The sequence below is a fragment of the Streptomyces sp. NPDC048462 genome (assembly GCF_043200175.1).
In the GTDB taxonomy this organism is placed as follows: domain Bacteria; phylum Actinomycetota; class Actinomycetes; order Streptomycetales; family Streptomycetaceae; genus Streptomyces.
The window spans coordinates 45,954-66,989 of sequence record NZ_JBICXG010000036.1 but is presented as its reverse complement, the minus strand read 5'-3'; the positions used below and the strand labels follow the sequence as shown (position 1 = coordinate 66,989).

Here is a 21,036-nt window from a genome sequence, read left to right as displayed (position 1 = left end):
AACGCCTCGAAGAACCGCGCCTTCAACACCGCGAAATCCACGATCCCCGCAACTCCCTGAACTCCAGGGTGTTGCGGGGATCGATAGAACCCGCCCTCCGGCGGGCCGGGGCTCTGTCATGCGGGGCGGTCCGGGGGAGGGGGAGCGGACGAGCCCCGGGCGACCAGGTGCACCGGCAGGCTGCCGGTCTCGGCCGTGCGGCCGTCCAGGACGGCCAGCAGGGCGTTCATGCCGCGTTCGCCGACCTGCTCGGCGGGCAGCCGCACGGTGGTGAGTTCGGGCTCCACGGCGGTGGCCAGGGCCAGATCGTCGAAGCCGGTCACGGAGAGGTCGTCCGGCACCCGCAGCCCGAGCCGGCGGGCCGCCTTGCAGGCGCCGGCGGCCAGGATGTCGTCGTCGCAGACGATGGCGGTGGGGCGGGGGCCCGGCAGGGCCAGGACGCCCTCCGCGGCCGTGCGGCCGGCCCGCACGTCCAGTGCCGCCCGCACGGTGCGTACATCGGTGTCCGGCACACCGCGCAGGGCCTCCCGGACGGCCTCGGCGCGGACCGCGAAGGTCCAGGTGTCGACGGCCGAGGCGAGATGGACGAAGCGGCGGTGGCCGAGAGCGAGCAGATGCTCCGTCACCTGCCGCATCCCGTCGGCGACATCCAGGTTGACCCTGGCCGCCGGACCAGGGGCCGAGGGGTCGCTGTCGAGCATGACCAGGGGCAGGCCGGTCCCGTGCAGGGCGCCCAGCGCGTCGGCGGCCATCGACGAGGCGATCACCCCGTCGAGTGCGGCGCGGGCCGAGGCGAAGGGGTCCCGGGCCGGTCCGGTGCCGTCGGGCGACGGGTACAGGACGACTCCGAAGCCGTGTTCGGCGGCGACCGAGGCGGCCCCGGTGTAGACCCGGGCGAAGAACTCGTTGGTGAGGGCGGGGACGACGAGCAGGGCGGTCCTGGTGCGGCCCAGGCGCAGATTGCGCGCGGCGAGATTCGGCCGGTACCCGATCTCGTGGGCGGCCTGCCGTACGCGCTCCGCGGTGGCCGCCGAGACCCGGCCGCGCCATTTGCCGCCGAGGACCAGGGAGACGGTGGCCTGCGAGACGCCGGCGGCCCGTGCCACGTCACGGCTGGTGGGCCGGGCGGGGGCGGGCTGGGCTGGGCTGGTCACTCGGGCCTCCGGGCCGGTCGGGGCAGGCGCCGCGAGGTGGACCTGCGGACTGGTCACATGGTACGTATGAACCAGGAAGTTATACGTAAAACCTAGGGTGGCCGAAAGGCGTCCCGGGGAGAGGGGCGGGACATGGCCGCGGGATATCTGGACATCCTCCGGGCGCGGCATGCCGCCCGGCTGCTGACAGGCACCCTCGTGGGGCGGCTGCCGAACGGCACCGCCCCCATCGCGATCGTGCTGTTCACCCGTGCGGAGGGCGGCAGCTACGCCCTCGCGGGCGGGCTGGCCGCCGTGTACGGGCTGGGCACGGCGGTCGGACAGCCGCTGCTGGGCCGCGCGGTGGACCTGTACGGACAGCCGCGCGTCCAGTTGCCCGCCGCCGTACTGTCGGCCCTCGGGATGGTGCTGCTCGCCTTGGCGGGCTTCGGGTCGCTGCCGCTCGCCTACGGGGCCGTGGCCCTCGCGGGCGTGGCCACACCTCCTCTGGAGGGCGGCCTGCGGGCCCTGTGGCCGAGCATCCTGGGAAGCGAGGACCGGGTGCACCGGGCGTACGCCATGGACGCGGTCGCGCAGGAGGTCATGTTCACGGTGGGGCCGCTGCTGGTGACTGTGCTGGTCTCCCTCTGGTCGCCCGCCGCCGCACTGCTCGTGATCAACGCGATAGGGGTCCTGGGGGCGTTGTCCGTCGTCCTGTCAGCCCCGTCCAGGGCCTGGCGTTCCGCGCCGCGCGAGGCGCACTGGCTGGGCGCGCTCCGCTCGCCGGGGCTGCTGGCGCTCCTCGGTTCCTTCTTCTTCGTCGGGCTGGCGCTGGGCTCCATCACGGTGGCGGGCGTGGCGTACGCCGATGACCGGGGCCAGGAGTCCGTCTACGGCTGGCTGATGGCCGCTCTGGGGCTCGGTGCCCTGATCGGTGGCGTGGTGTACGGGGCGCGGCAGTGGGCGGGGCCGCCCGAGCGCCGGCTGCGGGTGATCGTGGCGCTGCTCGCGCTCGGCTACCTGCCGCTGACGCTGACCCCCGGTGTGGTGGCGATGACCGTGCTGGCCGGCGTCGCCGGAGTGTTCCTGGCGCCCGCGATCGCCTGCTCGTTCATCGTCGTCGACCGGCATGCGCCCCGGGGCACGGTGACGGAGGCCTTCTCGTGGCTGGTGACGACCTTCGGGGTGGGCGCGGCGGCCGGGACCGCCGTGGCGGGACCGGTCGTGGAGCTGGGCGGGACGGCGTGGAGCTTCGCCGTCGCGGGGGCCGGTGGAGTGGCGGCGCTGCTGGTTCTGCTGGCGACCGGAAGGGTCCTCGCAGCTCCCGGGCGTAGTGCTGTGGCGGTGCGAGGATCGGAAAATGATCGAAACGGTGCCGTCGAACCCGGTTTCAGCTCGGGCCATCAGGCGTAATGTTCAGTCATGGACCGCCGCATTTTCGGGCTGGAGAACGAGTACGGCGTCACGTGCACGTTCAGGGGACAGCGCCGACTGTCTCCTGATGAAGTGGCGCGCTACCTCTTCCGCCGTGTTGTGTCATGGGGCCGCAGCAGCAATGTCTTTCTGCGGAACGGCGCCCGCCTCTACCTCGACGTGGGATCGCATCCGGAATATGCAACCCCCGAATGCGACAACCTGACCGAACTGGTCACTCACGACAAGGCCGGCGAGCGCATTCTCGAAGGCCTGCTTGTCGACGCCGAACGCCGTCTGCACGAGGAGGGAATCGCGGGCGACGTCTATCTCTTCAAGAACAACACCGATTCGGCCGGAAACTCCTACGGTTGCCATGAGAACTACCTCGTGGCCCGGCACGGAGAATTCTCCCGGCTCGCGGACATCCTCATTCCCTTCCTCGTCACGAGGCAGCTGATCTGTGGTGCCGGCAAGGTGCTGCAGACCCCGCGGGGCGCGGTCTACTGCGTCAGCCAGCGTGCCGAGCACATCTGGGAGGGCGTCAGTTCCGCGACGACACGCTCCCGTCCGATCATCAACACCCGGGACGAGCCGCACGCCGACGCGGAGCGCTACCGCCGCCTCCACGTCATCGTCGGTGACTCCAACATGTCCGAGACGACCATGCTGCTCAAGGTCGGCGCGACCGATCTGGTGCTCCGCATGATCGAGGCGGGCACGGTGATGCGCGACCTGACGCTGGAGAACCCGATCCGGGCGATCCGGGAGGTCAGTCACGACATCACGGGGCAGCGCAAGGTGCGCCTGGCCAGCGGCCGCGAGGCGTCGGCCATCGAGGTGCAGCGCGAGTACTACGAGAAGGCCGTGGACTTCGTGGACCGCCGCGGCATCCGTACGGGCAACGTCGAGAAGGTCCTCGAACTGTGGGGCCGCACGCTCGACGCGATCGAGGCCGAGGACCTCGACCGGATCGGTACCGAGATCGACTGGGTCATGAAGTACAAGCTCATCGAGCGCTACCGGGCCAAGCACAACATGACCATGTCGAATCCGCGGGTCGCCCAGATAGACCTCGCCTACCACGACATCCATCGTCGCCGAGGCCTGTACTACCTGCTCGAGCGCAAGGGGCAGGCCGCCCGTATCTGCAACGACCTGAAGATCTTCGAGGGCAAGTCGGTGCCCCCGCAGACCACCAGGGCGCGGCTGCGCGGCGACTTCATCCGGCGGGCGCAGGAGCAGCGACGGGACTTCACCGTCGACTGGGTCCACCTGAAGCTCAACGACCAGGCGCAGCGGACGGTGTTGTGCAAGGACCCGTTCCGTTCCGTGGACGACCGAGTGGAGAAGCTGATCGCGGGTATGTGAGCCGCCGCAGGAAGTGCTTCGGCTCCCTGGGCCTGTCGACAGGCCCAGGCGCGACTCGGGCCCCGTACGTTCCTCGTACGGGGCCCTTTCCACGCCCTAGAGTGTCGGGGACCCCCACGGGGCCTGCCCCACCCACATGTGTCGTCTGAGATCTGAGGAACCAGTGCGCCGACTTGCCGGCCTTCTAGTCGTCCCCCTGCTGCTGCTTTCAGCGGCCTGCGGTAGCGACGACAAGGGCTCCGACTCCGCTTCCGCCTCCGCGTCCGCTCCCTCCAAGGGTGGATTCCCCGCCATCACCGCGGGCGCGAAGTTCGGCGAGAAGCCCACTCTGGCCAAGGGCACGGGGACGCCGCCCAAGGAGCTCAAGACCAACGTTGTCAGTGAGGGTGACGGCGCGAAGCTCAAGAACGGCGACGCGATCCAGGTCAACTACCTCGGGCAGGCGTGGGACTCCACCAAGCCGTTCGACAACAGTTTCGACCGCAAGCAGCCGTTCGACCTGACGCTCGGCGCCGGCATGGTCATCCAGGGCTGGGACAAGGGCCTGGTCGGCCAGAAGGTCGGCAGCCGGGTCGAGCTGGTCATCCCGCCGGACCTCGGTTACGGCGCGCAGGGCCAGGGCGACATCAAGCCGAACGCGACCCTCGTCTTCGTCGTCGACGTCCTGAAGGCGAAGCAGATCCCGGCGTCGGCCAAGGGCACCGAGGTCGCCCAGGACAACGTCGACCTGCCGAAGGTGGGCACCAACGCGGACGGCAAGGCGCCGACCGTCAAGATCCCCAGCAAGTCGACGCCGCCCAAGAAGCTGGTCTCCAACTACGTGCTGGAGTCCAAGGGCGAGGTCGTCAAGGACACCGACAGCGTCGTCGTGAACTACGTGGGCCTGCTGTGGAAGGACGGCAAGACGTTCGACAGCACCTACGCGACGGGCAAGACGCAGACCTTCCCGCTGGCCCAGGTCACCCTCAAGGGACTCAAGAACGGCCTGATCGGGAAGAAGATCGGCAGCCGTGTGCTGCTCGTCGTCCCGCCGGACCAGGCCTTCGGCAGCAAGGCGCAGCAGTCCATCCCGGCGAACTCGACGCTCGTCTTCGCCGTGGACATCCTGGCAAAGATGTAAGACTGTCCCGGTTGCCCAGTTCATCATTTAGAGGAGTAAGTCAGTGAGCATCGAGAAGCCCGAGGTCGACTTCCCGGGTGGCGAGCCGCCGGCCGACCTGGAGATCAAGGAGATCTGGGAGGGTGACGGTCCCGTCGCCCAGGCCGGTCAGACCGTCTCCGTCCACTACGTGGGCGTGGCCTTCTCCACCGGCGAGGAGTTCGACGCCTCCTGGAACCGCGGTACGCCGCTCCAGTTCCAGCTCGGTGCCGGCCAGGTCATCAAGGGCTGGGACCAGGGCGTGCAGGGCATGAAGGTCGGCGGCCGTCGCCAGCTGACCATTCCCTCGCACCTGGCCTACGGTGACCGCGGCGCCGGCGGCGGCGCGATCGCCCCGGGCGAGTCGCTGATCTTCGTCTGCGACCTGGTCGCTGTCTGATCCCGCGCCTGTGCGCTGCGAGGGCCCGTGCCGCAAGGCGCGGGCCCTCGCTTTCGTCCGGGCCCTCCGGAGCGGTACGGTCGACGGTCGTAGAGCAAAACAGAAAGGGCGTCGATGGCGATTGCCAAGGCCGAGCGGCTGATGAACCTGGCGCTGTGTCTGCTGGGGACCCGGCGCCCGCTCAGCAAGCGCGAACTGCGCGGTTCCATCGAGGCCTACCTGGAGGCGGGCTCCGACGACGCCTTCAACCGGATGTTCGAGCGCGACAAGGATGATCTGCGCGAGCTCGGTCTGGTCATCGAGACCGTGGAGAACCTGGACGGCGACACCGGTTATCTCGCCCGTCGCGACAGCAACCGGCTGCCCCCGATCACGCTGGACGCCGAGGAGGCCGCCGCGCTCGGGCTGGCCGCCAAGGTGTGGCAGCAGGCCCGGCTGGCCGGTGCGGCCAGTGGCGCCCTGCAGAAGCTGCGGGCGGCGGGCATGCCGGAGGCCGAGGACGCGTACGAGGTGCACAGCGCCCTCGAACCCCGTATCCCCGTTCACGAGGCGGCGTTCGAGCCGCTGATGCTGGCCTGCCGGGACCGCCGGCCGGTGACGTTCGACTACCGCAAGGCCAATTCCGCCCGCCCCGAGCAGCGGCAGGTCGAACCGTGGACGCTGGAGTGCTGGCGCGGGCACTGGTATCTGGCCGGATGGGACCGGGGCAGGGGTGCGGAGCGGGTGTTCCGGCTCTCCCGGATCGCCGGCAAGGTGCGCTCCAGGGCCGGCGCGTTCACCGCCGAGGTGCCCGACGTCGTCACCGTCCGCGAGACCGTCGAGAGCTGGGCGGGGGAGACGGCGACCCGTACCGCGCTGATCAGGCTGCGGGCCGGTTCCGGCTACCCGCTGCGGGCCCGTGCCACATCGGTCCGGGAACTCGGGGACGGGTGGGAGGAGTTGGAGATTCCGTACGGACACGGCCTGGACGCCTGGCTCGTCGAGTTCGGCCCGGACGTGGTCGTGCGGGAACCTGCGGATCTGCGGGCCGACGTGGTGGACCGGCTGCGTGCCGTGGCCAAGGACTGAGGGGACCGTATTCATGGCCACGAACGCCATCGACCAGACCCGCCGGATGCTCTCGCTGGTGACGTATCTGCGTGAGCGCCCCGGCGCCCACGTCCAGGACGTCGCGCGGGCCTTCGGGATCACCGAGGACGAGCTCATCTCGGACCTCGACGTCCTGCCGATGTGCGGGACCAGCTTCCGCGGCGGCGATCTGCTGGACATCGACACCGACGGCGACCGGATCTGGTGGCACAACCCGGACGACGTCGCGGAGCCGCTCCGGCTCGCCGCCGACGAGGCGACCGCCCTGCTGGTCGCCGCCCGCGCAGTCGCGACGCTGCCCGGACTGCGGGAGAGCGACCGGCAGGCCCTGCTGCGCGCCACCGCCAAGCTGGAGGCCGCCGCCGGTGAGGTGGGGGCGGCGAGCTCCCGGCTGTCGGTCACCTTCGAGTCCGAGGGCGGGGTCTTCGCGGACGTGGACCGGGCGATCTCCGAGCGGCGCCGGCTCTGGCTGCGCTACTACTCGCCCGCGCGCGACGAGCTGACCGAGCGCGAGGTGGACCCGATCCGCCTCTTCGCCGTCGGGCACACCTATATGGAGGCCTGGTGCCGCTCCTCCGAGGACCGGCGCACCTTCCGCCTCGACCGGGTCGCGGAGATCCGGCTGCTCGACGAGCCGGCCGCGCCGCCCGAGCTGGAGCTGCGGGATCTGTCGGAGGGGCTGGTCCAGCCCGCCGCCGAGGACCCGGAGGTCGTGGTGGAGGTCGGCCCCGGCGGGCGCTGGGTCGCCGAGTACTACCCGCACGACAGCGCCCACGAGCTGCCCGACGGCGGTCTGCGGATCACCCTGCGGACGCCCGATCCCGCCTCGCTGCGCCGCCTCGCGCTCCGGCTCGGCCGGGAGGGGCGCATCGTCTCGCCGCCGGAGCTGGCCGAGAGCGCGCGACGGGCGGCGCGGGCGGCACTCACCGCCTACGACGGCCCGGCCTGAGGGGAGGGTGCAGGAGATATGAGCAAGCTGTCCGCGGTGTCGGATGTTCCGTCCGTCGCGACCGTCCTCGTTCCCGAGTCCGTACGGTTCAGGGCCGCCTGCCCGGACTGCCGCGCGCGGTTCGAGCTGGCGGCCGGAGCCATCCGGCTCGCGATCGGTGCCACCAGCCGGACGACGTTCTACTCCTTCACCTGCCCCGAGTGCGACGCCGCCGTCCGCAGACCCGCGGGGGACCGGATAGTCGAGCTCCTCACCGACGGCGGCGTACGGACGCTGCGCCTGCACACCGGCTCGTAGGAACCGGACCCCACCAGCCCTCGGACAGACGGATCACACCGGTCTCTCCGGACCCGGACACGAGAAACATCGAGGCTCTGCGCATGTTCTGGCCCATGCTCGCCATCGCCCTGGGGTTCCTCGGCATCGCCGTCCTGGGCGTGCTGGCCATCAGGGTGTTCATCGAGGCCCAGCGCCTCGGCCACCAGGTGACCCGTACCACGGAACGCATCAACCGGGCCGCCGAGGATCTGGAGCACGCGGCCACCGATCTCGCGGCCGCGGGTGAAACCCTGAGGTAGGCGGCCTGTTCGATCGGGGCGGGCGCGGCCTCCTGTTTCTCAGTTCAGGGGGGTACGCTGCTGGTGGCGGTCCTGTGAGCGAGGCGTAGGGCCGTAATCGCAAGGATGCATGGGTATTGCCCTGCGTTTACTCCTGCGGGATACGATCGCTGACAGTACGACGATCGGACGTCCGTCCGACGCTCGGTCCGCCCCACCCCTGCTGCCTCGGTGAGAAGGTATACGCATATGTTCGGAAGGCTCGGCGCTCCCGAGATCATCCTGATCCTCGTCGTCGTTGTTCTGCTGTTCGGCGCGAAGAAGCTTCCTGACATGGCTCGCTCGCTCGGCAAGTCGGCCCGCATCCTCAAGAGCGAGGCCAAGGCCATGAAGTCCGAGGGCAGCCCGTCGGCCACCCCGGCCGAGCCCGCCAAGGACGCCGCTCAGGACCAGAACGCCCCGCGCACCATCCACGCCGCACCCGGCGACGTCACCAGCTCTCGTCCGGTCGCTGAGCCGACCGACTCGACGATCAAGCACTGACACACACCACCGGGCCGAAAAGCAGGCACCCTGACCGGTAACGGCCTGCTGCACGAGATGAGGACGTGGGTTGCTCAAGTCTGCCCGCACACAGGAGACGGACCCAGAGGGCCGCATGCCCCTGGTGGAGCACCTGCGTGAGCTGCGAAACCGGCTGACGAAGGCCCTGCTGGCGATCGTGGTCGTCACCATCGTCGCCGCGTTCTTCTACAAGGGGATCATCGAGTTCTTCACCGACCCCGTGCTGAAGGCGGTCGGCTGCGAGTACAGCTTCGCGGAGCTGGCCAAGCAGAAGGACGGCACCTGCGCGCGCATCGTCCTGAACGGTCTGCTCACTCCGTTCACGCTCGCACTCAAGGTGTCGTTGATGGCGGGAGTCGTCTTCTCTTCGCCGATCTGGCTGTACCAGCTCTGGGCCTTCGTGGCGCCGGGTCTGCACAAGCACGAGAAGAAGTACTCGCTCGCCTTCGTCGGGGCGGGCTTCCCCCTGTTCCTCGCGGGCGGCTTCTTCGCGTACAAGACCCTGCCGACGATGGCCGAGGTCCTGCTGGAGTTCTCGCCGGCCGACCTGGACAACCAGCTGCCCCTGGACGACCTGCTGGACCTCATCACGCGCATGGTGGTGGTTTTCGGGCTCTCCTTCGAGCTGCCGCTGCTCCTGGTGATGCTGAACTTCGGCGGTGTCATCACCGGCAAGCGCATGCTCGGCTGGTGGCGCGGCATGATCATGGGCATCACGCTCTTCGCGGCCCTGGCGACCCCGAGCACCGACCCGCTGACGATGCTGGCGCTGGCCGGTCCGATCTGGGTCCTCTACTTCGTCGCCACCGGGATCTCGCTCCTCAACGACCGCCGCAAGGCGCAACGTGCGGCGGAGGGCCCCGATGACGACGAGGCCTCGGAGCTGGACCTCACGCCGGAGGACATCGGGGAGACCGAATCGGTCTCCGCGAGCCGGACGCTGCCCGCACAGGCGTCCTCGGACCGTGACCGCGTGAACGGTTACGACGACATCACCTGACCTTGTAAGGTCCCCCGGGTGACCAGCGAGATCACTCTCTTCGTCAATCCCACCGCAGGACGCGGCCGGGGCGCGCACGCCGCGCAGCCGGCCGCTTCCGCGTTGCGGGACGCCGGGTTCTCCGTCCGTACGGTCCTCGGTGAGGACGCCGACGACGCGTTGCGGCGGGCCCGCGAGGCCGTGGCCGGGGGGACCGGCGCGCTGGTCGCCGTGGGCGGCGACGGGATGATGTCGCTGGCCCTGCAGGCCTTGGCCGGCACCCGGACCCCGCTCGGCGTCGTCGCCGTCGGCACCGGGAACGACTTCGCCCGCGCCCTGGGCCTGCCGATACGCGACCCGGCAGCGGCCGGCCGGCTGGCCGCCGAGGCGCTCAAGGGCAGCGCCGTCCGCGAGATCGACCTCGGCCGGGTCGGTGACCGGTGGTTCGGGTCCGTGCTCGCCTCGGGCTTCGACTCCCGGGTCAACGACCGGGGCAACCGGATGCGCCGGCCCGGCGGCCGGTTCAAGTACGACCTGGCGATACTCGCCGAACTCGCCGCGTTCCGGCCCATCGCCTACCGCATGAGCCTCGACGGCGGCCCGGTCCGGGAGATCGCGGCGACCCTCATAGCCGTCGGCAACGGATCGACGTACGGCGGCGGCATGCGGATCTGCGCGGACGCCGTCATGGACGACGGCCTCTTCGACGTGACGGTGGTCGGCGACTGCAGCCGGACCACGCTCCTCAAGGTGTTCCCCCGGGTCTACAAGGGGACGCATCTCAGCCATCCGGTCGTCACCACGCACCGGGTCTCCTCCATCTCCCTCGAAGCGGTCGGTGTCACCGCGTACGCGGACGGTGAACCGCTCGGCGCGCTGCCGCTGACCGCCACCTCGGTGCCGGGCGCGGTCCGGGTGCTCGGGGCGGGTTCTCCGGCCGGTTCTGCCACGGTGAATTAAAGATCGCGTCACTGTCGGAGGTGGCGGGTAGGCTCGTGGACAAGATGACAGAGGACCTCTCACCAGCTGAGCGATACCAGGCTTCCCGGCTCCGAGCCGCCGAGCAGGCGACCGCGCTCGGGCCGTTCCGCGAGATGTACGAGTTCGAGCTGGACCCCTATCAGATCGAGGCCTGCGCGGCGCTGGAGGCCGGCAAGGGCGTGCTCGTCGCCGCCCCGACCGGCTCGGGCAAGACGATCGTCGGCGAGTTCGCCGTGCACCTCGCCCTGGAGCAGGGCCGCAAGTGCTTCTACACCACACCGATCAAGGCCCTCTCCAACCAGAAGTTCGCCGACCTGGCCAAGCGCTACGGCGCGGACAAGGTGGGCCTGCTCACCGGCGACAACAGCGTCAACGCCGATGCCCCGGTGGTCGTCATGACCACCGAGGTGCTGCGGAACATGCTGTACGCGGGCTCCCAGGCGCTGAACGGCCTCGGCTACGTGGTGATGGACGAGGTGCACTACCTCTCCGACCGCTTCCGGGGCGCGGTGTGGGAGGAAGTGATCATCCACCTGCCCGAATCCGTGACGCTCGTGTCACTTTCGGCGACGGTGTCCAACGCCGAGGAGTTCGGGGACTGGCTGGACACCGTGCGCGGCGACACCGCCGTGATCGTCTCCGAGCACCGTCCCGTACCGCTGTGGCAGCACGTGCTGGCCGGACGACGGATGTACGACCTCTTCGAGGAGGAGAGCGACCACGGCGGCCGAGGTGTCGGACGCCGTGAGGTCAACCCCGACCTCGTCAGGCTCGCCCGCATGGAGAACCAGCGCGGATACAACCCGCGCGAGCGCCGGCGCGGAAAGATGGTGCGCGAGGCGGACCGCGAGCGGGAGCGGCGCCAGCGCAGCCGGATCTGGACGCCGTCGAGGCCCGAGGTCATCGACCGGCTGGACGCCGAGGGCCTGCTGCCCGCCATCACGTTCATCTTCAGCAGGGCCGGCTGCGAGGCCTCCGTGCAGCAGTGCCTGCAGGCCGGGCTCCGGCTCAACAACGAGGACAAGCGCCGGCTCGTACGGGAGATCGTCGAGGCGCGCACCGCCTCCATCCCCACCGAGGACCTCCATGTCCTCGGCTACTACGAATGGCTCGAAGGCCTGGAGCGGGGCATCGCCGCGCACCACGCCGGGATGCTGCCGACCTTCAAGGAGGTCGTCGAGGAACTGTTCGTGCGCGGGCTCGTCAAGGCGGTCTTCGCGACCGAGACGCTCGCCCTGGGCATCAACATGCCCGCGCGCTCCGTGGTCCTGGAGAAGCTCGTCAAGTGGAACGGCGAGCAGCACGCCGACATCACCCCCGGCGAGTACACCCAGCTGACCGGCCGGGCCGGGCGGCGCGGGATCGACGTCGAGGGCCACGCGGTGGTGCTCTGGCAGCGCGGCATGGACCCGGGCGCGCTCGCCGGACTCGCGGGTACGCGCACGTATCCGCTGCGCTCCAGCTTCCGGCCGTCCTACAACATGGCCGTGAACCTGGTGCAGCAGTTCGGCAGGCACCGCTCGCGCGAACTGCTGGAGACCTCCTTCGCCCAGTTCCAGGCGGACCGGTCGGTCGTCGGGATCTCCCGCCAGGTCCAGAAGAACGAAGAGGGCCTGGAGGGCTACAAGGAGGGAATGACCTGCCACCTCGGTGACTTCGAGGAGTACGCGCGGCTCCGCCGCGACCTCAAGGACCGGGAGACGGAGCTCGCCAAGCACGGAGCGTCGCAGCGGCGGGCCGCCGCGGCGGCGTCCCTGGAGAAGCTCAAGCCCGGCGATGTCATCCACGTGCCGACCGGAAAGTTCGCCGGACTGGCACTGGTCCTTGACCCCGGACTGCCCGCAGGGCGGACCAACGGGCACGGGCACCGGGGCATGGAGTACCACGACGGGCCGAGGCCGTTGGTGCTGACGGCCGAACGGCAGGTCAAGCGACTGGCTTCGATCGACTTCCCGGTGCCGGTGGAGGCGCTGGAGCGGATGCGCGTCCCGAAGTCGTTCAACCCGCGCTCGCCGCAGTCGCGCCGCGATCTGGCCTCCGCGCTGCGCACCAAGGCGGGGCACATCGTGCCGGAGCGGCACCGCAAGGAGCGCTCGGGCGCCGCCGACGACCGGGAGATCGCCCGCTACCGGGCCGAGTTGCGCGCGCATCCCTGCCACGGGTGCGACGAGCGCGAGGACCACGCGCGGTGGGCCGAGCGCTACCACAGGCTGCAGCGCGACACCCAGCAGCTGGAGCGCCGCATCGAGGGGCGCACCAACACGATCGCCCGCACCTTCGACCGGATCGTCGCGCTGCTCACCGAGCTCGACTACCTGCGCGGCAGCGAGGTCACCGAGCACGGGAAGCGGCTCGCCCGCCTCTACGGCGAGCTGGACCTGCTGGCGAGCGAGTGCCTGCGCGCCGGTGTGTGGGAGGGGCTGAACCCCGCCGAACTCGCCGCGTGCGTCTCGGCGCTGGTGTACGAGGCCCGGCAGTCCGACGACGCGGTGGCGCCCAAGCTGCCGTCCGGACCGGCGAAGACCGCGATGGGCGAGATGGTCCGGATCTGGGGGCGGCTCGACGCCCTGGAGGAGGACTTCAAGATCAACCAGGCGGAGGGGGTCGGACAGCGCGAACCCGACCTCGGCTTCGCCTGGGCGGTGTACATGTGGGCGTCCGGCCGGACGCTGGACGAGGTGCTGCGCGAGGCGGAGATGCCGGCGGGGGACTTCGTGCGCTGGTGCAAGCAGGTGATCGACGTGCTGGGGCAGGTGGCCGCCGCGGCGCCGCGCGAGGGCAGTTCGGTGGGGCGGAACGCACGCAAGGCGGTCGACGAGGTGCTGCGCGGAGTGGTGGCCTACAGCTCTGTGGGGTGACGCCCGGGCCGGTGGCTGCCCCGGGCGGCCGAGGCCGCGGCTCTGTACGCGCGCCAGCCGCCGTGTTCCGTGATGTCCACCGCCCCGTCCACGGCGTACGGCTCGCAGAGGAAGCCGGTGGCTGTCGTGCCGTCCGCCAGGTCCACCCGGCCCAGGGTCATCGGGTGCGGGAGGGCGGCCGCCAGGACGCCCAGGCCCTCGGCGGGGAGTTCCCAGATCTCCGTTTCGACGGCGGCACCCCCCGTGTCCGCGCGCACCAGGCCGGGCTTGGGCGGGGCCGTCGCCAGGGCGTACAGCCGGTAGGCGGCGGCTGTCGTCGTCGTACGGACCAGCCGGGCACCCAGTGACAGGAGCTGGAGGTTGAGCGGTTCGCCGGTCAAGTGGGCGCCCATCACCGCCAGATGGACGGGCGGGGCCAGCAGGTCCGCGATCCGGGGCAGCCGCTCGTCCGTGCCGGCCGGGCCCACCAGCATCACGCCGAACGGCAGCCCCGCCACCTCGCCCGCGGGGACGGCCACCGCGCACAGCCCGAACAGGTTCGTCGAGTTGGTGAACCGGCCGAGGCGGGCGTTCGCCCCCAACGGGTCGGCCGCGACGTCGGCGAGGCTGGGATGACCGGGGGCGGTGGGGAGCAGCAGCGCGTCCGCGTCGCCGAGCGCGGCCATGGCCGAGGTGCGCAGTGCGGCCAGCCGGTCCAGGTCCGCGAACAGTTGGTGTGCCGGGATGTCCCGTGCGGCGCCGATGACGGCCGCCACCGCCGGGTCGAGGTCCGGGGAGCCGCCGTCGACGAACGTGCCCACCGCCGTATAGCGCTCGGCGACGAACGCCCCCTCGTACAGCATCGCGGCCGCCCGGGTGAACGGGGTCAGGTCGACGGGCCGCAGCACGGCGCCCGCCGCGCGCAGCCGGTCCGCCGCCGAGGTGCAGGCCGCTGCCCAGCCCGGGTCCAGCTCGCCCAGTTGGCCGGTCGACGGCACCGCGATCCGCCACGGCCCGGGGGCGCGGGCGGGCAGCGGGCGGGGCGTGGGCGACATCATCAGGGCGAGCGCGGCCTCGGCCTCGGGGAGCGTACGGGCGAAGACGGTGACGCAGTCCAGGCTCGCGCAGGCGGGCACCACACCGTCCGTCGGGACCAGGCCGTAGGTCGGCTTCAGGCCCACGATGCCGTTGAAGGCCGCCGGGATCCGGCCGGAGCCCGCCGTGTCGGTACCCAGCGCGAGGTCGGCGATGCCGAGTGCGACGGCGACCGCCGAACCGGAGCTGGAACCTCCGCTCACCCGGTCCGGGTCGTGGGCGCTGCGCACCGCACCGTACGGGGAGCGGGTGCCGACCAGGCCGGTGGCGAACTGGTCGAGGTTGGTCGTGCCGATCACCAGTGCGCCGGCGGCCCGGAGGCGGGCCACCGCAGTGGCGTCCGCTTCGGGTGCGTAGGCGTAGGAGGGGCAGCCGGCCGTGGTGGGCAGACCGGCCACGTCGATGTTGCCCTTGACCGCGAGCAGCCGGCCCGCCAGGGGGAGGAACTCGCCGGCCGCGAGCCGGGGGCCGAGCGCGCGGGCCTCGTCCTCCAGCTCGGACCGCGGGCGCAGGCCGATCCAGATCTCGGGGCGGTTCACCTCATCGATGCGGGCGTAGGCGGCGCGGACCCGGGAGAGGGCGAGAGCGGACGTGGGCATCAGCGGACTCCTTCGGCGGTGACGGGGAGTGGGGCGAGGGCCACCAGGGCTGTGCCCGCCTCCACCTGGGCGCCCGGACGGACCAGGACACGGGCCACGACGCCGTCGGCCGGGGCGACCACGCGTGACTCCATCTTCATCGCCTCCAGGGCGAGCAGCGGCTGACCTGCCGTCACGGTGTCGCCCTCGGCCACGTTCAGCTGCCAGACCGATGCCGCGAACTCGGCCTCGACCAGCCGCCCACCCGGCTCCACCGTCACCTCGGCGGCCGGGGGCGGCGGCACGGACGCCGCGTCCGCCCGGTCGAACTCGCCGGCCGCTTCCCACGCGTCCCGTTCGAGGGCGAAGGCAGCGCCCTGGCGGGTGCGGAACGCGGCGATCGAGTCCGCGTGCCCGGCGAGGAACTCCTCGTACCCGGCCAGTGAGAACTCGCCCTCCTCGATCCGGGGGACGAAGCGGCCGGAGATGATGTCCGCCCGGAGTTCGAGGAGTTCGTCGGCCTCCACCGGATACCACTTGATGCGGTCGAAGAAGCGCAGCAGCCACGGCGAGCCCGGTTCGAAGGCGCCGCGCTGCTGCCAGCCCGACCAGACCTGGGTGGTGCGGCCGACGAACTGGTAGCCGCCCGGCCCTTCCATCCCGTAGACGCAGAGGTAGGCGCCGCCGATGCCGACGGAGTTCTCCGCCGTCCAGGTGCGGGCGGGGTTGTACTTGGTGGTGACCAGGCGGTGGCGCGGGTCCAGCGGGGTGGCGACGGGCGCGCCGAGGTAGACGTCGCCGAGGCCCAGGACCAGGTACTCGGCGTCGAAGACCGTGCGGTACACGTCGGCGGCCGTGTCCAGGCCGTTGACCCGGCGGATGAACTCGATGTTCCACGGGCACCAGGGAGCGTCGTCCCGTACCCCCGCCATGTAGCGGGCGATGGCCTCGCGGGTCGCCGGGTCGTCCCAGGAGAGCGGCAGGTGCACGGTGCGGGACGGGACGGTGAGGGCGTCGGTTGGCGGGAGCGCGGCCTCGGTGCGGTGGAGGAGGCCCAGGACCTCGGCCTGGGTCAGGACCGAGGGGTCCGTCCGGATCTGGAGCGAGCGGATGCCCGGCGTCAGACCGGTGATGCCGGGAACCGCCGCCGCGGCGAGGGCCGCCATGAGGGCGTGCACGCGCATCCGCAGGGCCAGGTCGAGCTGCATCGGCCCGTACTCGACCAGGACGTTGTCGTCTCCGCTGCGGCGGTAGGTGACGGCCGCGTCGCGGTACAGGACGCCGCCGTCGGCGATCTCCGGGCGGGGTTCGCCCGTCACCGTCACGGGCCTGAACCGCACCGTGTCGCCGGGGCGCAGCTGGCCCAGCTTCCAGCGTTCGCCGGTCACCACGGTCGCCGGGCAGACGAAGCCGCCCAGCGAGGGGCCGTCCGGGCCGAGCAGCACGGGCATGTCGCCGGTGTAGTCGACAGCTCCCACGGAGTACGGGGTGTCGTGGATGTTGGACGGGTGCAGCCCGGCCTCGCCGCCGTCGGTACGGGCCCAGCGGGGCTTCGGCCCGATGAGGCGGACGCCGGTGCGGGCCGAGTTGAAATGGACCTTCCAGTCGGCCGCGTAGAAGTCGTGGATGTCCTCCTCGGTGAAGAACTCCGGTGCCGCGTGCGGGCCTTCCGCTGCGGCGAGGTGCCAGCTGGCGGTGAAGCGGGGCCGGTCGGGAACGGGGACGGGCGGGGCCGGCGGCAGGCAGGCCCCGCCGTGCAGGACGTCCCCGGTGCGCAGCGCCCGGCCGCCGTGACCGCCGAAGCCGCCGAGCGTGAAGGTGGCCGCGCTGCCCAGGAACTCCGGCACGTCCAGGCCGCCGCCGGCGAAGAGGACGTACGTACGCAGGCCGGGCCCGTCCGGTGAGCCGACCGTGAGGGTGGCGCCCGCCGGGACGGTCAGCGGCTGCCACTGGGGGACCGGGGTGCCGTCCAGGGCGACCGGGGCGGGTGCGCCGGTGACGCAGAGGGTTGTGGGGTGGGTGAAGCGCAGGGCCGGGCCCCGGAGGGTGCACTCCAGGCCGGGCGCGCCGGGGGCGTTGCCGAGGGCGGTGTTGCCGAGCCGGAACGACAGGTCGTCCATCGGGCCCGAGGGCGGTACGCCGACCTGCCAGTAGCCCGTGCGGCCCGGATGGTCCTGGACGGTGGTGAGGGTGCCGCCGGAGACCACCTCGATGCGGGGGGTCGGGTCGTCGATCGTGGCGAGCGTGGCCGTGGAGTGCGTCGCGGTACGCACCCGGTCGTCGGCCAGCGCGGCCCGTACCAGGCCGAGGTTGGTCTCGATGCCGTCGATACGGGTGGCGGCGAGGGCGGCGTCCAGCCGGTCCAGGGCCTCGGCGCGGTCGGTGCCGTGCGCGATGACCTTGGCCAGCATCGGGTCGTACGCCGTGGTCACCTCGGTGCCCGTCTCGATCCAGCTGTCCACCCGCAGGCCCTCGCCCCGGGGGAAGGAGACCCGGGTCAGCAGACCGGCCCCCGGGCGGTGGTCGCGGCTCGGGTCCTCGGCGTAGATCCGCGCCTCCACGGCGTGGCCGCGAGGCGGGGCCGGCTGCCGCACGAACCCGGTGTCGCCCCGGGCCAGGCGCAGCATCCACTCGACGAGGTCGACGCCGTGGATCTCCTCGGTCACCGGGTGCTCGACCTGGAGCCGGGTGTTGACCTCCAGGAAGTACGCCTCGTCGCGGGCGGCGTCGTACACGAACTCCACGGTTCCGGCCGAGCGGTAGCCGACCGAGGCGCAGAGCTGCCGTGCGGAGCCGGTGAGGAGCGCGCGGGTGCGGGCGGGGAGGCCGGGGGCCGGGGCCTCCTCCAGGACCTTCTGGTTGCGGCGCTGGAGCGAGCAGTCGCGGTCGCCGAACGTCACCACCCGGCCGTGTCCGTCGCCGAAGACCTGCACCTCGACGTGGCGGGCGTGCTCGACCAGGCGCTCCAGGAAGACCCCCGCCGAGGAGAACGAGGCGGCCGCCACGCGCTGCACCCGTTCCCAGGCGCCGGTGAGGTCATCGGCGGACCGGCAGGCCGACATGCCGATGCCGCCGCCGCCCCCGGTCGCCTTGAGCATCACGGGATAGCCGATGCCCTGTGCCGCTGCCAGGGCCGTCGGCAGGTCCGGGAGGAGTCCGGTGCCGGGGGCCGTCGCCACGCCCGCCGCCTCGGCCGTGGCCCTCGCGGTGTGCTTGGTGCCGAACAGGTCCAGCTGGCCGGCGCTCGGGCCGACGAAGACGATCCCGGCGGCCTCGCACCGCCGGGCGAACTCCGCGTCCTCGGAGAGGAAACCGTAGCCCGGGTGGATCGCCCCGGCCCCGGTGTCCTTCGCGGCCCGCAGGACCAGGCCGGCGTCGAGGTAGGACTCCTTGGCGGGCGCCGGACCCAGCCGCACTGCCTTGTCGGCGAGCCGGACGTGCGGGGCCGAGCGGTCGGCGTCGGAGAACACGGCGACGGTACGCAGGCCGAGGCGGCGGGCCGTCCGGATGACGCGTACGGCGATCTCGCCCCGGTTGGCGATCAGCACGGTGTCGAAGGTCATCGGCTCGTCCCGGTGATGGTGGCCGCTACCGCCGTCGGGTCGAAGCCGTTGCAGGGGTTGTTGATCTGGGGGCAGTTGGAGATCAGCACGAGTACGTCCGTCTCGGCCCGCAGGGTGAGCTCCAGGCCGGGGGCGGACAGTCCGTCGACGATGCCGAGGGTGCCGTCCCGTTCCACCGGCACGTTCATGTACCAGTTGACGTTGGGGACCAGGTCGCGTTTGCCGAGCCCGTGCCGGGCGCCCTCCGTCAGGAAGTTCTCCACACAGGCGTGCTGGGACCAGGTGTGGTGTCCGTAGCGCAGGGTGTTGGACTCCTTGGAGCAGGCGCCGCCGACCGTGTCGTGGCGGCCGCAGGTGTCTTCGGTGACCGTCATCAGCGGGGCGTGCTCGTTCGACATCAGCACACTTCCGGTGGTGAGGAAGACGGTGCCGCCGGCCTGGATCGTGTCGGGTGCGCTGTAGCGGACGGCCGTGTCGTGGGCGTCGTACACGAGGAAGTCCACCGCCTGGTTGCCGTGCAGATCGGTGAGGGTGAGGTGCTCGCCCGCCCGGACGACCGCGGACCAGGCGGCGCGGGCGGGGATGACGGTCGTGCCGTTCGCTGTGCGGGCCGTGCCGGTCGTGTTCATGCGAGCCCCCGGGCGCTGAGGAAGTCCAGTGTGTTGAGGAAGGCGCGGTGACCCTCCGGCGTCGCGTCCCAGAGGGGGTCGCCGGGGGCGGTCGGCCGGGCACGCCAGGCCAGCACCTCCAGGGGGGTGCTGGTGTAGACGGGGCGCGGGTCCAGCGGGTGCGGCACGTTGGCGACGAGCACGGTCAGGTCCTGCTCCGCGCACAGGGTCACCGAGGCTCCGGCCCCCGCCGAACCGGTGAACCCGGGGGAGCCGTCCTCCTTGATCCGCACACCCTGGAAGAAGGAGAGCGACGGCGGCAGATCGCGCGGGCCGAGGCCGTTCTTCGCGGCGGCGGCCTTGAAGAGTTCCCGGCCGGCCGGAGAGGGCGACTGCGGCGTGCCGGCTCCGTACCGTTCGGTGTTCCGCCGCAGCGTGGAGGTGCCGCACAGGGTGTCGTGGCGGCCCGAGGAGTCGGCGGTCACCGAGGCCAGCACCCGGCCCTGATCCGACAGGAGCAGCCGGCCCGCACCGAGGTAGGCGTTCCACTGGACCTTCACCGTGTCCGCGGTGCTGAGCCGCTCCCACGGCCGGCCGTCCGCGTACAGCAGCAGGTGGGCGCAGGCGTCACCCCCGAGGTCCGTGAGCCGCAGCGCGGTGCCGCGGGCCAGTACCCGGTGGGTGTAGTTGCCGCCCGCGACCGTCTCGGCCCAGACCGGCGGGCCGGGGGTGGTTGCGGGCCAGTCGCTCGCGGGCACCACCGGCATGGACCCGGTGCGGGTGCCGCCCTGGGCACGGGCGTGTTCCCGGGCTCCGTCTGTCGTCGCTGTCGCCATGGCTGACCCTCCGGCTCGACGTGTTCCGGCACACGGCCGGCCTTGGTTTCTGTCGCGCGACAGAAATTAGGACGCCGGGGATTCGGGGCCATCGCCCGCCCGTTGCAGGGGAGTTACCGACCGCTCACCAAGATCGTGACGGACGGGGATGTGCGACGATCGGTCCATGTCCAGCACCCCAGTGACCGGCGGCGGACGAAGGGTCGGCCGGCCGCGCGCCACCCAGCGGTCCGACAGCGGGCTGTCCGCCCGTGACGAACTGCTGGCAGCGGCGGCCGAACTGTTCACGACGCGGGGATACGCGGCGACCACCACGCGGGCCGTCGCCGAACGGGCCGGCATGCGCCAGGCGACGATGTACCACTACGTGGCGGGCAAGGAGGATCTCCTGGCGGCGCTGCTGGAATCGACCGTCACCCCGTCGCTCACCCTGGCCGGGGAACTCCTCGCGGACGGCGGCCGGCCGGCCGAGGACCGGCTGTGGGAGCTGTGCCGCGCGGACGTGGCGCTCCTGTGCGGCGGCCCGTACAACCTGGGCGCGCTGTACGTACTGCCGGAGGTACGGGCCGAACGGTTCGCGGACTTCCACCGGGTCAGGGGCGAACTGCGAGCCGCTTACGGGAGGCTGCTCGCGGCCACCGGGGCGGGCGCGGCGATGGCCGGGGACGAGGCGGCACTGCGCACCGATCTGGTCTTCGGGCTCATCGAGGGCGTGATCCTGGTCCACCTGTCCTGCCCCGAGCGGCCCGCGGAGGCGTTCGCGGCGGCCACGGCGGACGCGGCGCTGCGGATCGTCGGCGTTACGAGGACCGCGGGGGGTGAGGGCGCCACCGGGGACACGGGGACGGCCGGGGCTGCGGGGGCGGCCGGGGCTTCGGGGGCGGCCGGGGCTTCGGGGGCGCCGCCCACGTAACCCCGGCCACGGCTCGCCCCCGTGCGCGCGAG

General features: G+C 71.8%; 18 protein-coding genes. 13 read left to right on the top strand and 5 right to left on the bottom strand.

Annotated elements, in window-relative coordinates; all coding sequences use genetic code 11:
• Positions 1 to 116: 116 nt before the first annotated feature.
• Entirely contained in the window at positions 117 to 1,154 is a 1,038-nt protein-coding gene (locus ACGFU6_RS35640; RefSeq protein WP_393616703.1) for a LacI family DNA-binding transcriptional regulator, read from the bottom strand.
• A gap of 132 nt (positions 1,155 to 1,286) precedes the next feature.
• Here ACGFU6_RS35640 and ACGFU6_RS35635 point away from each other — a divergent pair, with 132 nt between their 5' ends.
• The 12 genes from ACGFU6_RS35635 to ACGFU6_RS35580 all read left to right on the top strand — a co-directional run bounded on the left by ACGFU6_RS35635 (position 1,287) and on the right by ACGFU6_RS35580 (position 13,432).
• Positions 1,287 to 2,546 carry an MFS transporter gene (locus tag ACGFU6_RS35635; RefSeq protein WP_393616702.1) on the top strand — a complete coding sequence of 420 codons (1,260 nt, stop codon included), beginning with the start codon at positions 1,287 to 1,289 and terminating at the stop codon, positions 2,544 to 2,546.
• Positions 2,547 to 2,555: 9 nt separating this feature from the next.
• On the top strand, positions 2,556 to 3,917 hold the full coding sequence (pafA, locus tag ACGFU6_RS35630) for a Pup--protein ligase (RefSeq protein ID WP_123468669.1): 1,362 nt from the start codon (positions 2,556 to 2,558) through the stop codon (positions 3,915 to 3,917).
• A gap of 163 nt (positions 3,918 to 4,080) precedes the next feature.
• Complete coding sequence (locus ACGFU6_RS35625) at positions 4,081 to 5,037, top strand: FKBP-type peptidyl-prolyl cis-trans isomerase (RefSeq protein ID WP_393616701.1); 957 nt, start codon at positions 4,081 to 4,083, stop codon at positions 5,035 to 5,037.
• A gap of 43 nt (positions 5,038 to 5,080) precedes the next feature.
• A complete protein-coding gene (locus ACGFU6_RS35620) occupies positions 5,081 to 5,455 on the top strand; it encodes an FKBP-type peptidyl-prolyl cis-trans isomerase (protein ID WP_393616700.1) in 375 nt (124 codons plus the stop codon).
• Positions 5,456 to 5,569: 114 nt separating this feature from the next.
• The gene (locus tag ACGFU6_RS35615; protein ID WP_393616699.1) at positions 5,570 to 6,523 is read left to right on the top strand and encodes a helix-turn-helix transcriptional regulator; all 954 of its coding nucleotides are present in this window, start codon (positions 5,570 to 5,572) and stop codon (positions 6,521 to 6,523) included.
• A 13-nt stretch (positions 6,524 to 6,536) separates the two neighbouring features.
• Positions 6,537 to 7,493 (top strand): helix-turn-helix transcriptional regulator, encoded by a 957-nt coding sequence (locus tag ACGFU6_RS35610; RefSeq protein WP_393616698.1) that lies wholly within the window; start codon positions 6,537 to 6,539, stop codon positions 7,491 to 7,493.
• A gap of 18 nt (positions 7,494 to 7,511) precedes the next feature.
• Positions 7,512 to 7,790 (top strand): hypothetical protein, encoded by a 279-nt coding sequence (locus tag ACGFU6_RS35605; RefSeq protein WP_393616697.1) that lies wholly within the window; start codon positions 7,512 to 7,514, stop codon positions 7,788 to 7,790.
• 83 nt (positions 7,791 to 7,873) lie between these two features.
• Positions 7,874 to 8,071 carry a hypothetical protein gene (locus ACGFU6_RS35600; protein WP_393616696.1) on the top strand — a complete coding sequence of 66 codons (198 nt, stop codon included), beginning with the start codon at positions 7,874 to 7,876 and terminating at the stop codon, positions 8,069 to 8,071.
• A gap of 228 nt (positions 8,072 to 8,299) precedes the next feature.
• Positions 8,300 to 8,593 (top strand): Sec-independent protein translocase subunit TatA, encoded by a 294-nt coding sequence (tatA, locus tag ACGFU6_RS35595; RefSeq protein WP_393616695.1) that lies wholly within the window; start codon positions 8,300 to 8,302, stop codon positions 8,591 to 8,593.
• 70 nt (positions 8,594 to 8,663) lie between these two features.
• On the top strand, positions 8,664 to 9,614 hold the full coding sequence (gene tatC / locus ACGFU6_RS35590) for a twin-arginine translocase subunit TatC (protein ID WP_393616694.1): 951 nt from the start codon (positions 8,664 to 8,666) through the stop codon (positions 9,612 to 9,614).
• Between the two features lie 18 nt (positions 9,615 to 9,632).
• Entirely contained in the window at positions 9,633 to 10,553 is a 921-nt protein-coding gene (locus ACGFU6_RS35585) for a diacylglycerol kinase (RefSeq protein WP_393616693.1), read from the top strand.
• A gap of 44 nt (positions 10,554 to 10,597) precedes the next feature.
• A complete protein-coding gene (locus tag ACGFU6_RS35580) occupies positions 10,598 to 13,432 on the top strand; it encodes a DEAD/DEAH box helicase (protein WP_393616709.1) in 2,835 nt (944 codons plus the stop codon).
• On the opposite strand, the gene ACGFU6_RS35575 is transcribed toward ACGFU6_RS35580, so the two are convergent.
• Genes ACGFU6_RS35575 through ACGFU6_RS35560 form a run of 4 tightly spaced genes read right to left on the bottom strand, consistent with a single transcriptional unit; the run spans position 13,414 to position 20,091 of the window.
• Positions 13,414 to 15,105: an allophanate hydrolase gene (locus ACGFU6_RS35575; RefSeq protein WP_393616692.1), complete on the bottom strand. Its 1,692-nt coding sequence runs from the start codon at positions 15,103 to 15,105 to the stop codon at positions 13,414 to 13,416. The genes ACGFU6_RS35580 and ACGFU6_RS35575 overlap by 19 nt on opposite strands.
• The gene (locus ACGFU6_RS35570; RefSeq protein WP_393616691.1) at positions 15,105 to 18,647 is read right to left on the bottom strand and encodes a 5-oxoprolinase/urea amidolyase family protein; all 3,543 of its coding nucleotides are present in this window, start codon (positions 18,645 to 18,647) and stop codon (positions 15,105 to 15,107) included. Before ACGFU6_RS35570 ends, ACGFU6_RS35575 begins: the two co-directional genes overlap by 1 nt.
• Complete coding sequence (locus tag ACGFU6_RS35565; RefSeq protein ID WP_393616690.1) at positions 18,644 to 19,276, bottom strand: urea amidolyase associated protein UAAP2; 633 nt, start codon at positions 19,274 to 19,276, stop codon at positions 18,644 to 18,646. Before ACGFU6_RS35565 ends, ACGFU6_RS35570 begins: the two co-directional genes overlap by 4 nt.
• Complete coding sequence (locus ACGFU6_RS35560) at positions 19,273 to 20,091, bottom strand: urea amidolyase associated protein UAAP1 (RefSeq protein WP_393616689.1); 819 nt, start codon at positions 20,089 to 20,091, stop codon at positions 19,273 to 19,275. The genes ACGFU6_RS35565 and ACGFU6_RS35560 overlap by 4 nt, the downstream gene beginning before the upstream one ends.
• A 166-nt stretch (positions 20,092 to 20,257) precedes the next feature.
• Here ACGFU6_RS35560 and ACGFU6_RS35555 point away from each other — a divergent pair, with 166 nt between their 5' ends.
• Positions 20,258 to 21,004 (top strand): TetR/AcrR family transcriptional regulator, encoded by a 747-nt coding sequence (locus tag ACGFU6_RS35555; RefSeq protein WP_393616688.1) that lies wholly within the window; start codon positions 20,258 to 20,260, stop codon positions 21,002 to 21,004.
• The last annotated feature ends 32 nt before the right edge of the window (positions 21,005 to 21,036 follow it).

What these genes read in the sequence shown, in the direction of transcription:
- ACGFU6_RS35635 (WP_393616702.1), top strand. Translation starts at nt 1,287, where the DNA reads ATGGCCGCGGGATATCTGGACATCCTCCGGGCGCGGCATGCCGCCCGG.
- pafA (WP_123468669.1), top strand. Translation starts at nt 2,556, where the DNA reads ATGGACCGCCGCATTTTCGGGCTGGAGAACGAGTACGGCGTCACGTGC.
- ACGFU6_RS35615 (WP_393616699.1), top strand. Translation starts at nt 5,570, where the DNA reads ATGGCGATTGCCAAGGCCGAGCGGCTGATGAACCTGGCGCTGTGTCTG.
- ACGFU6_RS35610 (WP_393616698.1), top strand. Translation starts at nt 6,537, where the DNA reads ATGGCCACGAACGCCATCGACCAGACCCGCCGGATGCTCTCGCTGGTG.
- ACGFU6_RS35605 (WP_393616697.1), top strand. Translation starts at nt 7,512, where the DNA reads ATGAGCAAGCTGTCCGCGGTGTCGGATGTTCCGTCCGTCGCGACCGTC.
- ACGFU6_RS35600 (WP_393616696.1), top strand. Translation starts at nt 7,874, where the DNA reads ATGTTCTGGCCCATGCTCGCCATCGCCCTGGGGTTCCTCGGCATCGCC.
- tatA (WP_393616695.1), top strand. Translation starts at nt 8,300, where the DNA reads ATGTTCGGAAGGCTCGGCGCTCCCGAGATCATCCTGATCCTCGTCGTC.
- ACGFU6_RS35580 (WP_393616709.1), top strand. Translation starts at nt 10,598, where the DNA reads ATGACAGAGGACCTCTCACCAGCTGAGCGATACCAGGCTTCCCGGCTC.
- ACGFU6_RS35575 (WP_393616692.1), bottom strand. Translation starts at nt 15,105, where the DNA reads ATGCCCACGTCCGCTCTCGCCCTCTCCCGGGTCCGCGCCGCCTACGCC.
- ACGFU6_RS35570 (WP_393616691.1), bottom strand. Translation starts at nt 18,647, where the DNA reads ATGACCTTCGACACCGTGCTGATCGCCAACCGGGGCGAGATCGCCGTA.
- ACGFU6_RS35565 (WP_393616690.1), bottom strand. Translation starts at nt 19,276, where the DNA reads ATGAACACGACCGGCACGGCCCGCACAGCGAACGGCACGACCGTCATC.
- ACGFU6_RS35560 (WP_393616689.1), bottom strand. Translation starts at nt 20,091, where the DNA reads ATGGCGACAGCGACGACAGACGGAGCCCGGGAACACGCCCGTGCCCAG.
- ACGFU6_RS35555 (WP_393616688.1), top strand. Translation starts at nt 20,258, where the DNA reads ATGTCCAGCACCCCAGTGACCGGCGGCGGACGAAGGGTCGGCCGGCCG.